This window comes from Terrabacter sp. BE26, from assembly GCF_041941675.1.
Lineage (GTDB): Bacteria > Actinomycetota > Actinomycetes > Actinomycetales > Dermatophilaceae > Terrabacter.
The window spans coordinates 1,539,617-1,553,438 of the sequence record NZ_CP090122.1 but is presented as its reverse complement, the minus strand read 5'-3'; the positions used below and the strand labels follow the sequence as shown (position 1 = coordinate 1,553,438).

Sequence of the window (13,822 nt, the reverse complement as noted above, 5' to 3'; positions counted from 1 at the left end):
TCAGAACTTGGCGGCCTCGGGGATGATCCGCTCGCCGATGAGCTCGAGCCAGTCGGTGCGCGAGCCGTCGGCGACGCGCATCTGCACGTGCGTCACACCGAGGTCGGCGAGCTCGCGCAGGTGCTCGAGAGTGGCGTCGACGTTCTCGCCGTTCGGGCCCGGGTCGATGGGACCCATCACCGTCTTCTCGATCTCGTCGTAGTCGCGGCCGAGGGCCTCGCAGTGGCCCCGCAGCACGTCGAGCTTGTGCGCGAGCTCCGGGCTGTCGAAGAGGTTGCAGGCCTGGGCGTACTGCGCCACCATCCGCAGCGTCTTCTTCTCGCCGCCCCCGCCGATGAGGATCGGCGGGTGGGGCCGCTGGACCGACTGCGGCGAGTTGAGGGTGCGTCCGAGCCGGTAGTGCTTGCCGACATACGGCTCCTCGCTGTCGCTCCACATCTGGAGGCAGATCTGGATGGTCTCCTCGAGGCGCTCGAAGCGCTCGGCGGTGGGCGGGAAGGGCAGCCCGAGTCCGACGCACTCCTCCTCGTTCCACGCGGCGCCGATGCCGAGCATCGCCCGGCCCCTGGACAGCACGTCGAGCGTCGTCACCTCCTTGGCGAGCAGGCCGGGCGCGCGGTAGACGGCGGCCGTGACCCACGCGAGCAGCTGTACGCGTTCGGTGACCGCGGCGAGGAAGCCGAGCGCCGTGTAGGCCTCGAGCATCTCCTGCTCCGGCGGCCCGATCGGCCGGATCTGCCAGACGTGGTCCATGACCGAGAGCTTGGTGAAACCGACGTCCTCCGCGGTCTTCGCGGTGCGGACGAGGTCGTCGACGAACGTGGCGGAGCCGCCGCTCCACGTGAAGCTGGCAAGGTGCAGTCCGAGGTCCATGCCTCGCACACTACGTCCGCTCCGGGGGCGCGCGGCACCCCCTGTTGAGGCTTCGGGCACACTGGCCGGGTGACCTCCCCGAACCGCCCGCTCCACCCGTCCCGGCGCTCGCAGGTGCCGCCGTTCGAGGTCATGGACGTGCTCGATCGGGTGGCGGTGCTGCGGGCCGAGGGCCGCGATGTCGTGTCGCTCTGCGCGGGCGAGCCGTCGGGTGGTGCGCCGTCGCTGGTCTCCGAGTCGGCGGCCCGCATCCACTCCTCGGGCCGCGCCCTGACCTACACCTCGGCGCTCGGCATCCGCGAGCTGCGCTCCGAGATCGCGATGCACTACGGGCGCTGGTACGGCGTCGACGTCGACCCCGCGCGCGTCGCGATCACGACCGGCTCGTCCGGCGCCTTCGTGCTGGCCTTCCTCGCCGCCTTCGACGCCGGTGACCGCGTCGCCCTCGCGCGTCCCGGCTACCCGGCCTACCGCAACATCCTCACCTCGCTGGGATGCGAGGTGGTCGAGATCGACTGCGGCCCCGAGACCCGCTACCAGCCGACGCCGGAGCTGCTCGACGCCGCCCGGGAGGACGGGCCGCTGGCCGGGCTCATCGTGGCGTCGCCCGCCAACCCGACCGGCACGATGGTCGACCGCGCCGAGCTCGCCGCCGTCACCGACTGGTGCGCGGCCAACGGCGTGCGCCTCGTCAGCGACGAGATCTACCACGGCGTCACCTACCCGGACCCGAGCGCGGAGGACCCGCGCGGCGTGTGCGCGTGGGAGTGTGCCGACACCTCCATCGTCATCTCGTCCTTCAGCAAGTACTGGGGGATGACCGGCTGGCGCCTGGGCTGGATGCTGCTCCCCGAGGACCTCGTGCGCCCCGTCGACGCGCTCGCCGGCAACGTCGCGCTGTGCCCGCCCGCGCCGGCGCAGTATGCCGCCGTGTCGGCCTTCGCGGAGGAGTCCTACCGCGAGTGCGACGAGTCCGTCGCCGAGTTCGCGCGGACGCGGAAGCTGTTGCTCGACAACGCTTCCCGCCTCGGCTGGGGTGAGTCGGCCCCGCCGGACGGCGCGTTCTACTACTGGGCCGACCTCGGGCCGCAGCTGGCCCGGTGGGGCAGCTCGGCGGCATACGCCCGCGCGCTGCTCGACGAGGCGGGTGTCGCCATCACGCCGGGGGGCGACTTCGACGACCGTGCCGGCGGTCGTTCGGTGCGGCTCAGCTTCGCCGCCGGCACGACGGCCGTCGCCGAGGCCATCGACCGCATCGAGGCCTTCAACGCCCGCTGACCTGAGCTCGTCGGAGGAGGCCCGAGGCGGCGGTCGCCGCCCGACGGGGCTCAGGCTGCGGCGGTGACCGCAGCCGACCCCGCCGACCCCGCGGGCCCCGCGGGTGCGGCCGTGGCGGCGGGCGCCGGGGCGCCGGCCGGTGCCGTGACCGGCCGGCCGATGCGCACCTCGGCGGGACGGGACCGCAGCGCGGCCCGCAGGCGCCAGGCGCCGTAGACGGCGACCAGGCTGATGGCCAGGTGCAGGCCGAGGAAGCCGTCCGCCAGCCCCAGGCCGAGCAGGGCGCCGGCGACGAGCGGACCGACGGCCGAGAAGGTCGTCTGGATCGCCGTGAAGGTGCCGAGCGTCGTGCCCACCAGGCCCTTGGGCGCGAGGCTCGCGGTGAGCGGGTTGAGCACCGGCGCATACATCGTCTCGCCGACGGCGAAGATGCCGAAGGTGGTGACGAAGAGGGCCGACGCGACGCCCGGCGAGACGAGCTGGGCGGTCGAGAGCACGACCCACGACAGCGTCCAGATGCCACCGACGACCATGAGCAGCGAACCGGCGGGACGGTGCGCGGTGAGCCGGATCACGACGACCTGCAGCACGACGATGACGACACAGTTGACCGCGGCGGCGAGGCCGATGGCCGACGCGGGGGTCTCGAGCACCGTCAGCGCGTAGGCCGGCAGCCCGGACTCGAACTGGGCGTAGAACCCGAGCGCGAGGGTCACCGTCACGACGGCCGTCCACCGCAGCGCCGGCACGGCGAAGATCCGGCGCAGCGCCTCGACGGTGCCGACCCGGGGCTCCGCCTCCCCGGCGGCGACGTCCACCTCCGCGTCGGCGGGTGCACCGATGCCGGCGAGCTGGACGATGCCGGCGGACAGCGTGAAACCGAGGCCTGCAGCCACGAAGGCGAGCGTCATCCCGTCGGCCTTCGAGAGGTCGACGAACTGTCCGGCCACGAAGGCGCCGACCGCCATGCCGATGGACTCCGCGGTGAACTTGTAGGCGAAGACCTTGCGCCGGTCGGCGTGCCCCGCCCAGCGCAGGACGAGGACGGACGCGGCGGGCGTGGCCGCCGTCAGGCCGAAGCCGAAGACGAACATGCCGACGAGGAAGGTCGAGGCGTCGTCGGCCCAGACCAGGCTGGCCACGCCGGCGGCGGCGAGCAGCTTGGCCAGGACGGCGACGGTCACCGGGTTGAAGCGGTCGCTGAGGCGCCCGGCGAAGGGTGCCGCGACGAGGGCGCCAACGGAGAAGAGGGTGCTGGCGAGGGCGGCCGCGAAGGCGCCCCAGCCGCGGGTGTCGGCCGCATACGCGTACTGGTAGGGCAGGACGGTGCCCCATCCGAGCATGCCGATCGACGACGCCAGGATGAGCAGCTTGGTGCGCATGGGTTTCACACCCTTTCTCAGGGTTGGTTCGGGGGACGGCGGAGTCAACACGCCTTCGACCTCGAATATTTCGTATTCGAAGTTCGACTTCGAAATAGTAGCACTGGCCCGGTTAGGTGCCACAATGCGTTCCCATGGCAGCGAAGCGACGGCGGACCGCCCAGCAGGAGCACGCGGCTGACGTCGCCACCTACGTCGCCGCGGGCGGCGAGGAGTCGGTGCAGCGCGTCATCACCGCGGTCTACGCCGTGACCAAGAAGCTCGACCAGTGGTACGGCCGCCAGTTCGCCGACCTCGACCTCTCGCAGGGCGAGTGGGCGGTGCTCGCCGCCCTGGCCCGGGCCGGTGACACCTGCCTGACCCCCAGCCAGCTCGCCGACCTCTCCAACGTCGCCCCCTCCTCGATGACCCACCGCCTCGACAAGATGGCCGGACGCGGCCTGCTCGAGCGCCGGCCCGACGAGTCCAACCGCACCCGCACGCTCGTCTCCCTGACCAAGGACGGCTGGGCCCTGTTCAGGGCGGCCGTGCGCGAGTCCAACGTCGTCGAGAGCGACACGCTGCGGGGACTGTCCGACGACGAGCGGCGCGAGCTCGCCCGGCTCCTCGAGATCGTCATCGCCGGCCTCGACGACATCGACGCCTGAGCCTCCCGGGCGTAGCGTCCGGGCATGGCCAACCACCCCTCCACCAGCCCGAACGGCCACCCCGTCGCCCTCGTCACCGGGACGTCCTCCGGCATGGGCCTGCACACCGCCGTCGAGCTCGCTCGCCGCGGCCACGCCGTCGTCGCCACCATGCGCGACCCTGGCCGGGACGCCGCGCTGCGGCAGGCGGCGAGCGAGGCGGGTGTCGAGCTCGACGTGCGGCCGCTCGACGTCACCGACCAGGAGGCCGCCCGCACCTGCGTCGATGGCGTCCTCGCCGACCACGGCCGCATCGACGTCCTCGTCAACAACGCCGGCCGCGGCGCCGTCGGCACCGCCGAGCAGCTGAGCCTCGACGAGGTCCGCGACCAGCTCGAGGTCAACTACCTCGGCCCCGTCGCCCTGACCAAGCTCGTCCTGCCGCACATGCGCGAGCGCGGGTCGGGCCGGGTACTCACCGTGACGAGCGTCGGCGGCGCCGTCGGCCAGCCCTTCGCCGACGCCTACTGCGGAGCGAAGTTCGCCGTCGAGGGTTTCATGCAGTCCCTCGCCGTCGTCATGCTGGACCACGGGGTGCGGGTCAGCGTCGTCGAGCCGGCCGCCGTCGCGAGTGACTTCGTCGCCAACGTCGCGCGCCCGTCGGCGACGCCCGCCAATGACGACGACACGGACGCCGACCCGTATGCCGCCCAGCTCGACGCCTACCTCGCCCGGACCGCGGGTGCCTTCGCCGACGCGCAGTCGTCCCAGGGCGCGGCGGTCGCCATCGCCGACGCCGTCACGGCGGAGGAGTACCGCTTCCGCTGGCAGACGTCGGAGTGGGCGAGGGCCTTCGTCGGGCTCTCGCTCGCCGACACCGACGGCGCCCGGGTGCTCGGCGCGACGCGGTCCTGGATCGAGCAGCCCGCGAACTAGAGTCGGGCGCGTGAGCTTCCGCAGGCCCGTGCCGAGGATCGGCGACCCGACGTCGGCGGCCGAGCGCGCCTCGGCGCCGGGCGCCTGGGCGCTCCCCGACGACATCGCGTCGCTGGCCCGGGTCGTCGGCGCGCGCCGCGACATCCGCCGCTACCGCGCCGACCCGGTGCCCGACGACGTGCTGACCGCGGTGCTGACCGCCGGCCACCGCGGCCCCTCCGTCGGGCACTCCCAGCCGTGGCGCTTCATCGTGGTCGCGCAGCAGGCGACCCGAGACGCGGCAGCGCTCATGGCCGACCGCTCCCGGCTGCGCCAGGCCGCCGGCATGACCGAGGAGTCGGCGCGCGGGCTGCTCGACCTGAGGCTCGAGGGCATCCGCGAGGCGCCCGTCGGGGTCGTCGTCGCATGCGACCGCCGCACACCCGCCGCCGGCGTGCTCGGCCGAGCCACCTTCCCGGACGCGGACCTCTGGTCGTGCGCGGCGGCCATCGAGAACATGTGGCTGACCGCCCGCGCCCACGGCCTCGGGCTCGGCTGGGTGACGCTCTTCGAGCCTGCCGAGCTCGCCGAGCTGCTCGGCCTGCCCGACGGCGTCGAGACGCTCGGCTGGCTCTGTCTCGGCTGGCCGGACGAGCGTCCGCCCGAGCCGGGTCTCGAGCGCGCCGGGTGGAGCAAGCGCCTTCCGCTCGAGCAGGTCGTCATGCGCGAGCGCTGGAGCGAGCGCGACGCCCCGACCTCGCACCTGCGCGCCCCCGAACCCGCGGAGCTCGTCGCCGCCCGCGACCGCTCCGACGAGCTGCTCACCGTTCCCGGGTCCCTCGGCGTCCTCGACACCGTCCTCGACCGCATCACGGCACTGCCCGCGGTGGACGGGGCAGGCACCCTTGTCGTCGCGGCCGCCGACCACGCCGTGACGGCATACGGCGTCTCCGCCTTCGACCCGTCCGTCACCGCCGACGTGGCCCGCGCCACGCGTGAGGGGACGTCGATGGGCGCCGTCGCGGCCCGCTCCGCGGGCCTGCAGGTCGAGCTCATCGACGCCGGGATCGGCTGGGCCAGAGGCGATCTCGTCACGACCGACGCTCTCGACGAGCCGACGTATGCCGCCCTGCTCGGTCTCGGGCGGGAGCGGGGTCGCGAGCTCGCGGCCACGGGGCCGGTGGCCCTCGGCGAGGTCGGCGTCGGCAACACGACGGTGGCGGCCGCCGTCGCCGCCGCAATGCTCGCGCTGCCCGCCAAGGACGTCGTGGGACGCGGCTCGTCGGCCGACGCGGCGATGGTCGAGCGCAAGCGAGACGTCGTGAGCCGGGCCCTCGCCCGGGTCCGGGGCAGCCTCCGGGGCGGCATCGCGCCGGCTCCGGTCGGGGCTGCCGAGGCGGTCCGGCGGCTGGGCGGGGGAGAGCTCGCGGTCCTCACCGGCGTCGTCCTCGGGGTCGTCGAGGCGAGCGGTGTCGTCGTGCTCGACGGGCTGGCCACGTCGGTGTGCGCCCTGGCCGCCGCGCGCCTCGAGCCGGCGGTGGCGGCCCACCTCGTGGCCGGCCAGCGCTCCCGTGAGAAGTGCCACGCCGCGGTGCTCCAGGAGCTCGGTCTCGAGCCGCTCCTCGACCTGCGGATCCGTGCCGGTGAGGGCGTCGGAGCCGCCCTCGCGACGGGTCTGGTCAAGGACGCGCTGGCCCTGCGGAACGGTGTCGCGCGCACCTTCTGAGTTTGGATCTGGGCTGCGACCCACCTACTTTGGGACGGTTGTTTGCCGTCCGACCGCCCCCACGAGGGGCTGGAGAACTACACATGTCCACACAGATCCAGGACCGCCCGCCCACCCCGCAGCCGGGCTCGAGCGCCGACGACAGGGCCTTCCTCGGGCACCCCCGAGGCCTCTCGACGCTCTTCTTCGTCGAGCTCTGGGAGCGCTTCTCGTACTACGGGATGCGCGCCATCCTGCTCTACTTCCTCATCGACACCGCCGCCCACGGCGGCCTCGGCATCGGCGAGACGACCGGCACGGCCGTCGTCGCGATCTACGGCGCCTCGGTCTACCTGCTCTCGATCATCGGCGGCTTCACCGCCGACCGCGTGTTCGGGGCCCGCCGCTCGGCCCTCTACGGCGCCGTCGTGATCATGGCCGGCCACGTGTGCCTCGCCATCCCCGCCTCGGGCACCGCCTGGCTCGGCATCGCGCTCGTCGCCCTCGGCACCGGCCTGCTCAAGCCGAACATCTCGTCCATGGTCGGCAGCCTCTACCGCCCCGAGGACGCCCGCCGAGACGGCGGCTTCTCGATCTTCTACATGTCGATCAACATCGGCTCGTTCTTCTCGCCGCTCGTCGTCGGCTGGCTGCGGGCCACCTACGGCTACCACGCCGGCTTCTCGGCGGCGGCGGTCGGCATGGCCATCGCGATCGTGTGGTTCGTGCTCGGGCGCAAGGCCCTGGGCCCGGTCGTCGACGACGTCCCCAACCCGCTCTCGCCGCACGAGCGCGGCAGGGTCGCGGCACTGGCGCTCGGCGCGGTCGTCGCGTTCGTGGCCATCGTGCTCGTCGCGGGCCTCTGGCGCGACACACTCCTCGACCAGGTCATCGACGCCATCTCGATCGTGGCCGTGCTCACGCCCATCGCCTACTTCACGATGATGTTCCGCAGCCCCAAGGTCGAGCGCGAGGAGAAGACCCACCTCGCCGCCTACCTGCCGCTGTGGATCGGCGCCATGCTCTTCTGGATGATCTTCGAGCAGGCAGCGGGCAAGATGGCCCTCTTCGCCGCCGAGAACACCGTCAAGCAGACCGCGGGCGTCACCGTGAACCCCGAGTGGTTCCAGTCGATCAACCCGCTCGCCATCGTCCTGCTCGCCCCGATCTTCGGGTGGATCTGGACCAAGCGGGCCGGCCGGTTCCCCTCGACGCCGATGAAGTTCGTGCTCGGTGTCGCGCTCATCGGCCTGTCGGCCCTGGCCATGGCCTGGGCGTTCGCCACCTACTCGGGCAACACCGCCCCGGTGTACGTCCTCGGCGGGATCTTCCTGCTCCAGACGGTCGCGGAGCTCTGCCTCTCGCCGGTCGGCCTGTCCGCCACGACCCGCCTCGCCCCGCGCGCCTTCTCGAGCCAGGCCATGGCGCTGTGGTTCCTCGGGAGTGCCGCCGGACAGGCCATCGCCGCACAGCTGATCCAGGCGATGGGCGGCCTCGGCAACGCGGCCTACTACGTCGTCAACGGCATCATCACGCTGGTCGTCGCGGCCGTCCTCTTCGCCCTGGTCCCGTGGATCCGGCGCCGGATGGCGACGGCGGAGCTGCACTCCACCGACCGCACCGAGAGCGAGCTGGTGAACGCATGATCATCACGCTCGCCGGGATCACCCCGGCGGTCCACGAGACCGCCTGGGTGGCGCCCAGCGCCGACCTCGTCGGGGCCGTCGACCTGCGTGCCGGATCGAGCGTCTGGTACACCGCAGTGCTCCGCGCCGACTTCGACCCGATCGTCCTCGGCGAGCGCAGCAACCTGCAGGACGGCGTCGTCGTGCACACCGACGCAGGTCACCCGACGACGATCGGTGCCGGGGTCTCCGTCGGCCACCGCGCGGTGCTGCACGGCTGCACCATCGAGGACGACTGCCTCATCGGGATGGGCTCGGTCGTGCTCAACGGCGCGCGCATCGGGGCCGGCAGCCTCGTCGCCGCGGGCGCCGTCGTGCCCGAGGGTGCCGTCATCCCGCCGCGGTCGCTCGTCGCCGGCGTGCCCGGGAAGGTCCGTCGCGAGATCGACGATGTGGGCCTGGAGCGGATCCGCGCCAACGCCGAGGTCTACCTCGAGCTCGCCCGGCGCCACCGCGAGGCCACCCGCGCCTGAGCCTGTTCGGCTGCACCCGCCTCGGGTTGCCTGGCGGCGATCAGCCGTTGGAGCATGACGACGTTGAACACCGCGGCGGCGAGCAGCATGAGCATGCCGAGGAGCTCGGTCGTGTCCGTGAACCAGGTCGCGGCGCCTCCCGCGGTCGATTCATAGCACCCTCCACCGAGCGTGCATGAGCCGGACCCGGTGCTGTCCGATGGGTTGGCTCCGGGAATCTGTGCCAGCAGTCCATAGAGCACGTAGTAGCTGGGGACGGCGATGACGCTCGACGGCAGCGTCAACAGCGCCGCAAGCAGAATCAGCGGCGTCGACTCCATCGTGAAGCCCACCGTTGCCAGCGCCGCCACGATCACGACGTACGGGAAGCCAATAGGGCGTAAGGGTCGGCTGAGCAACCTGTCGGGGATACCCACGCCGCCATCGTGCCTCGTGGTGGGTGCCAACGTGACGATTCAGGAAAGATTACGCAGGGAGCGCGGTCGCCACCATCGCCTGCCTGGGACGCCCGAACGCGTCGGCTGCTGGGCCGGAGCGTTGAATGCGCACGGTCGGAGGTCGTCCGACGAGCGGCAGATGCGGACGACCGGCGAGCACGACGTGGGGTACGTCGTCGCGTCTTCGAATGGACAGAGCGGTTCGTGCTGCTACGGGGGGCGCTCAGCGTGCGGCGACCCGCAAGGTGCGGAGCGACGGGTCGGCGGCGTAGGCAATCCGGACGCCGATGGAGCGTGCGTGGCGCAGGGCGGCCAGTGCCCGAGCGGTGACCAGTTCGCCGGGCGCGAGCACGGGGATGCCGGGCGGGTAGGGCGCCACCAGTTCCGCGCAGACCAGCCCCACCGCTTCGGCGAGTGGGACGGTCTCGGTGGCCGCGAAGAACGCGGCGCGCGGCGTGGCCACGGTGACTGGGACCACCCCGTAGCAGGCGGATCCCGCTATGGCGCGAGGTGCTCCGCGGTGGCGTTCGATCGACTGGGCCAGCAGCGTGGCCAGTCGCTGCACCGTGACGTCGGTGTCAGCCAGTGACACGACCGCGATCACGACGTCGCGGTCCGCGGACTCCACCGGCAGGCCGGCAGCGAGCAGGTCCTGCTCCACGCGGTTTCCGTCGGCGCCGGTGCCACCGAGCACGAGCGTGAGCTTGAGCGGGTCGACCGTCGGGCCGTCCAGCACGTGCAGACCCTCGACGGTCCGCAACGCGTGTCGGGCCGCGGCTGTCGCCGCGATCACCGGTGCCAGGAGAGCGTGGCCGTCGCGTTCGAGCAGCGCGCGGGAGGCGTCGGTGCTGGCGAGGATGGCGCCGGCCGGGCTCGTGGTGGCGGTTGCCTCGACCCCGGCCTCGAGCCGGGCCACGTCCACGCGGTCGGTGCGGGCGAGCACCAGCGCAGCTTGGCTCCATGCCGGCAGCGTCTTGTGCGCGCTGGTGATCATGACGTCCGCGCCCAGCTGGAGCGCGTGGCGGGGAAGGTCCGGGTGGAAGCCGAAGTGGGCGGCCCAGGCGGCGTCGACGACCAGCGGGACTGCGTGGGCGTGTGCGGCATGCGCGAGCCCCGCGACATCACCGACGGTACCTACGTAGGAGGGTTCACCGACGAACACCGCCTTGGCGTCGGGGTGGGCGGTCAGCGCGCGGTCCACCGCCTCAGGCGCCACGCCGCTGGGCAGTCCGGAGGTCGGGTCGACGTCGGGGTGCACCCAGACCGGCATGAGCCCGGCGAGGACCAGTCCGAGGAACAGTGACCGGTGCAGGGTCCGGCTGACAACGACTTTGTCCCCATCCGCCGCGACGGCCAGCGCCACGGCCTGGTTGGCGTGGGTGGCGCCACCGGTGGAGAAGCGGCAGTAGTCGGCGCCCCACAGTCTCGCTGCCTTCTCTTCGGCCTGGCTCAGGACGCCGGTGGTTAGCTTCATCGTGTCCAGGCCGGCGTACAGCGGCACGTCGCCGCCGACCACGTCACCGACGAGGTCGTGGCGTTGCTTGTGACCGGGGATGGTGAAGGGCGTCGGAGCCTGTTCTTGAAAGCGCAGCCAGGCGTCCAGCAGCGGCGCGTTGTCCCGCAAGCGGTTCGGGTCAGTAGGCACGGTTCTCCAGTCCTGCCGGGTGTCTACCAGCCCTTGCGGGAGCGCGCGTACCTGGCTGAAGTCGACCCACACGTTGACCGCGCGCATCAGTCCGCCGCCCCAGGAGCCGCGGATGGCGGTTGGGCACGACCACCAGCTCCGCGACCTTTGAAGCGAGCCGTCGCGGAAGCGATGGCCGTGTTCGGCGCAAATCCTGCCTCACGCGGCGATGGTCTCACGGTGAGACCCAACTGACCGGCTGGGCGCGCGCCCGGCGGGCAGCATGAGCGGACGCGCCCATGCGGTAGGCAGGGCGCGAAGAACCAACGGGCCCTGCGCGCCCCGGAGTGCCAGCGCGGCCTCCGCTGGCACACTCTCGACCATGGCCACCGAGTCGCTTGGGCTTCTGCGGCCGGTTGAGCCGGAAATGATCACGGTCCGTGCCGGTGGTCGCTATCGCTGGGGCGTGGCAGGTCGAGGGCGGGGTTGCCATCGAAGAATCCGTCGGGTACCAAGTGGAATCCGGCTTTGGCCACGGGCATGACGGGCCATTCCTCGACCCTGGGTACGTGGTGTGTCCCGACCACGTACCACAGCACGACGTCGGTGTTGTCGATGCTGCGGTCGGCATCTGTCCACCGCGGCAGGCCATCCGGCCCGGGGTTCTGCCAGGGGTAGTTGCCCGCGGCGTACCGCTCACGGGGATCGTACGGCGTCACCCAGAGGTGCTTGGTGGCGAACAGGGCCCGTTGACGCATCGGGGAGTCCTCATGCATGAAGGGGCTGACATTGTCTCCGGGGTGCAAACGGTAGGAGACGGGGGCGCCCATCTCGTTGACTTGTGCCGGGTTCATGATCCGCCAGAACCTACCGCTTTCCGGGTGGACGTTGCGCTGGGCAGCTTGCTCCGTGAGCAGCGGGGTCTCGACCGCCCTCCAGGCGGTGCCATAGGGGTTCTCCGGCCCCATCGGGACCGCTTCGGAGTTGACCTCCACGACGGTGTTCGCCTGCCCGTCGATGTCTGCGTCCAGCCGGACGCAGAAGAAGTGCTGGTGATTGGGCGCATAGAGCCCTGGGGCCACCGCGGTACCGTGTCGTGGCTTCTCACCGGGACGGTAGGCGCCAGTGGAGAGCACGCCGGTGAGCTTCACCTCGAACTCGATGCTGCCGTCCTGGTAGAGGTACCAGAAGAAGCCGTACTCGTAGTTCGACAAGTTGATGATTGACGAGATCACGAGCCGCCGCATCCGGCGCACCTCGGTGGTCTCACGCTGGTAGTCAAAGTGCTTCCACGCGATGCCGACGTCTTCCTCGTGCATGCAGATCGCGTTGGGCAGGTCCAACGGGTTCCCATCCTGGTCGACGCCAAGACCGTCGAAGTACTGAATGACTCCGAGGCAGTCGCAGCCGAGAGTCAGTGGAGTGACAAGCAACCCCAGCCCCGCCTCGCCCTCGTCGAAAGCCAGCTTGTGTCCATGCGTGGGTGCCGGATCGCCGTAGGGCACCACCATCTCCGACACCGATGCCCGGTAGAGCACCGGGCGCAACTCCCCCCGGTCGTCGTAGCGAACGTCGGACAGCACGATCCCCTCGCGGGCGCTCCAGCCGAGGACGAACCGCCACTTCTGCCAGCTCACCTGGTGCCCGTCGACGCGCCAACTCGGCCCCTCCGGCTGCGTGATCTCGAGCGGCCGCACATCGGCGCGGAGGCCGGCGAACTTCGGCCGGTTACGCTCACCCGCATCAGCGAGCAGCTCGGGGACGTACTCGCCATCGGACTGCGGGATGGGCACCACACCGGTGTCGGAAACGTCGACCACCTCCATCCGGTCGAAGTCCACCAGAGTCACCAGCCCTTCCACCGGGCGAGCGTACGGATGACCGTTCTCCACCGGCGGACGCACCCAGGTCAGTGCCCGGCATACGCGACGGTCACCGGGGTCGGTCTCGGACAGCCAGGCCCCGGGCCACGGATCGATGTGGGCCAAGGACAGGTCGGTCACGCCTCGACGTCGCATTGCCTCCTGCCACCGCGGATCAGCCTTGACCACTGCGATCACGGCGTACACCTCCTCGAGGAGATAGGACGGCATCGCACCGGGGACCGGCTGGCCGCGCACCACTTCTCCGCGAGTGATTGACACAACCGCTTCGTACACCTGGCGGCGGGCTCGGTCGTAGACCACGGTAAACGCCTCGCGGTCCACGCCCGACGCCCCATCCCAGGCCAACACCTGCGCCTTGGGTGGCTCATGCAGGGAGACTGAGACGAAGCGCACTCCGGCGGGGACCTGGCCCGATCGAATCAGGATCTCGGTAGCCGCCTTGACCTCCTCGGCGGTGAGCGGTGACAGCGGGTGCGTTGTCGCGGTTGTTGGAATCGTGGACGAGGCCATCGATCCTCCCCTCGGCTTGGCCGGACAAGGACGGTCCTGGGCAACGCCGCTCAACCGTCCGAGCCTTGTTGCTATCGCCGAAACGGCGATCCCCTCGCCCCCGGCCCGGTTCCCGCGAGCGCCGTGAACGAGCTACAGGCGTGCGGTTCTCCTCACAATCATCGTGCGTCTGCCGGAGGGTGAAGGCAAGAACTCGAACCCGGGCCCTGGGTGGGTGAGGGCGATGGTCAGGTGCGGTCAGGGTCGGGGCACTGGCACCCAGTCTTCGGCGTCGTGGATGTGGATGCGCTCAGCTGGCTGCGCGAGCGCCCTCTCGATGGCCTGCTCACGGGTCATGCCAGCAGGCCCCGCCAGGGCGCGGTACGAATCGGCCACGCCGTCTTCGGCGTGGTCCCCGATCGCGTACCACGCGCCTTCAACAGGTGAAA

11 protein-coding genes are annotated in these 13,822 nt (G+C 71.5%); 6 read left to right on the top strand and 5 right to left on the bottom strand.

The genetic code is table 11. From position 1 onward, the window contains the following. The gene (locus tag LQK93_RS07285) at positions 1-873 is read right to left on the bottom strand and encodes an LLM class F420-dependent oxidoreductase (RefSeq protein ID WP_374970876.1); all 873 of its coding nucleotides are present in this window, start codon (positions 871-873) and stop codon (positions 1-3) included. Positions 874-1,005: 132 nt separating this feature from the next. Here LQK93_RS07285 and LQK93_RS07280 point away from each other — a divergent pair, with 132 nt between their 5' ends. Further along, entirely contained in the window at positions 1,006-2,151 is a 1,146-nt protein-coding gene (locus LQK93_RS07280; protein ID WP_374971467.1) for an aminotransferase class I/II-fold pyridoxal phosphate-dependent enzyme, read from the top strand. A 50-nt stretch (positions 2,152-2,201) separates the two neighbouring features. On the opposite strand, the gene LQK93_RS07275 is transcribed toward LQK93_RS07280, so the two are convergent. Next, positions 2,202-3,533, bottom strand: coding sequence for an MFS transporter (locus tag LQK93_RS07275; protein WP_374970875.1), 1,332 nt, complete (start codon positions 3,531-3,533; stop codon positions 2,202-2,204). Positions 3,534-3,667: 134 nt separating this feature from the next. Here LQK93_RS07275 and LQK93_RS07270 point away from each other — a divergent pair, with 134 nt between their 5' ends. The 5 genes from LQK93_RS07270 (at position 3,668) to LQK93_RS07250 (ending at position 8,937) form a co-directional block, all read left to right on the top strand. Beyond that, entirely contained in the window at positions 3,668-4,180 is a 513-nt protein-coding gene (locus tag LQK93_RS07270; RefSeq protein WP_374970874.1) for a MarR family winged helix-turn-helix transcriptional regulator, read from the top strand. 24 nt (positions 4,181-4,204) lie between these two features. Then, on the top strand, positions 4,205-5,095 hold the full coding sequence (locus tag LQK93_RS07265; RefSeq protein ID WP_374970873.1) for an SDR family oxidoreductase: 891 nt from the start codon (positions 4,205-4,207) through the stop codon (positions 5,093-5,095). Between the two features lie 10 nt (positions 5,096-5,105). Continuing rightward, positions 5,106-6,800, top strand: coding sequence for a 5,6-dimethylbenzimidazole synthase (bluB, locus tag LQK93_RS07260; protein WP_374970872.1), 1,695 nt, complete (start codon positions 5,106-5,108; stop codon positions 6,798-6,800). 83 nt (positions 6,801-6,883) lie between these two features. Beyond that, complete coding sequence (locus tag LQK93_RS07255) at positions 6,884-8,425, top strand: peptide MFS transporter (protein ID WP_374970871.1); 1,542 nt, start codon at positions 6,884-6,886, stop codon at positions 8,423-8,425. Continuing rightward, the gene (locus LQK93_RS07250) at positions 8,422-8,937 is read left to right on the top strand and encodes a gamma carbonic anhydrase family protein (RefSeq protein WP_374970870.1); all 516 of its coding nucleotides are present in this window, start codon (positions 8,422-8,424) and stop codon (positions 8,935-8,937) included. The genes LQK93_RS07255 and LQK93_RS07250 overlap by 4 nt, the downstream gene beginning before the upstream one ends. Here LQK93_RS07250 and LQK93_RS07245 read toward each other — a convergent pair. The 3 genes from LQK93_RS07245 to LQK93_RS07235 all read right to left on the bottom strand — a co-directional run bounded on the left by LQK93_RS07245 (position 8,892) and on the right by LQK93_RS07235 (position 13,394). Beyond that, positions 8,892-9,353: a hypothetical protein gene (locus LQK93_RS07245; RefSeq protein WP_374970869.1), complete on the bottom strand. Its 462-nt coding sequence runs from the start codon at positions 9,351-9,353 to the stop codon at positions 8,892-8,894. The genes LQK93_RS07250 and LQK93_RS07245 overlap by 46 nt on opposite strands. Before the next feature lie 244 nt (positions 9,354-9,597). Beyond that, on the bottom strand, positions 9,598-11,106 hold the full coding sequence (locus LQK93_RS07240; RefSeq protein WP_374970868.1) for an aminotransferase class I/II-fold pyridoxal phosphate-dependent enzyme: 1,509 nt from the start codon (positions 11,104-11,106) through the stop codon (positions 9,598-9,600). Between the two features lie 323 nt (positions 11,107-11,429). After that, the gene (locus tag LQK93_RS07235) at positions 11,430-13,394 is read right to left on the bottom strand and encodes a primary-amine oxidase (protein WP_374970867.1); all 1,965 of its coding nucleotides are present in this window, start codon (positions 13,392-13,394) and stop codon (positions 11,430-11,432) included. Between the last annotated feature and the right edge of the window lie 428 nt (positions 13,395-13,822).

Coding starts and splice junctions, on each gene's coding strand:
- LQK93_RS07255 (WP_374970871.1), top strand. CDS start 6,884: ATGTCCACACAGATCCAGGACCGCCCGCCCACCCCGCAGCCGGGCTCG.
- LQK93_RS07240 (WP_374970868.1), bottom strand. CDS start 11,106: ATGCGCGCGGTCAACGTGTGGGTCGACTTCAGCCAGGTACGCGCGCTC.
- LQK93_RS07265 (WP_374970873.1), top strand. CDS start 4,205: ATGGCCAACCACCCCTCCACCAGCCCGAACGGCCACCCCGTCGCCCTC.
- LQK93_RS07280 (WP_374971467.1), top strand. CDS start 1,006: ATGGACGTGCTCGATCGGGTGGCGGTGCTGCGGGCCGAGGGCCGCGAT.
- LQK93_RS07285 (WP_374970876.1), bottom strand. CDS start 873: ATGGACCTCGGACTGCACCTTGCCAGCTTCACGTGGAGCGGCGGCTCC.
- LQK93_RS07250 (WP_374970870.1), top strand. CDS start 8,422: ATGATCATCACGCTCGCCGGGATCACCCCGGCGGTCCACGAGACCGCC.
- LQK93_RS07270 (WP_374970874.1), top strand. CDS start 3,668: ATGGCAGCGAAGCGACGGCGGACCGCCCAGCAGGAGCACGCGGCTGAC.
- LQK93_RS07275 (WP_374970875.1), bottom strand. CDS start 3,533: ATGCGCACCAAGCTGCTCATCCTGGCGTCGTCGATCGGCATGCTCGGA.
- LQK93_RS07235 (WP_374970867.1), bottom strand. CDS start 13,394: ATGGCCTCGTCCACGATTCCAACAACCGCGACAACGCACCCGCTGTCA.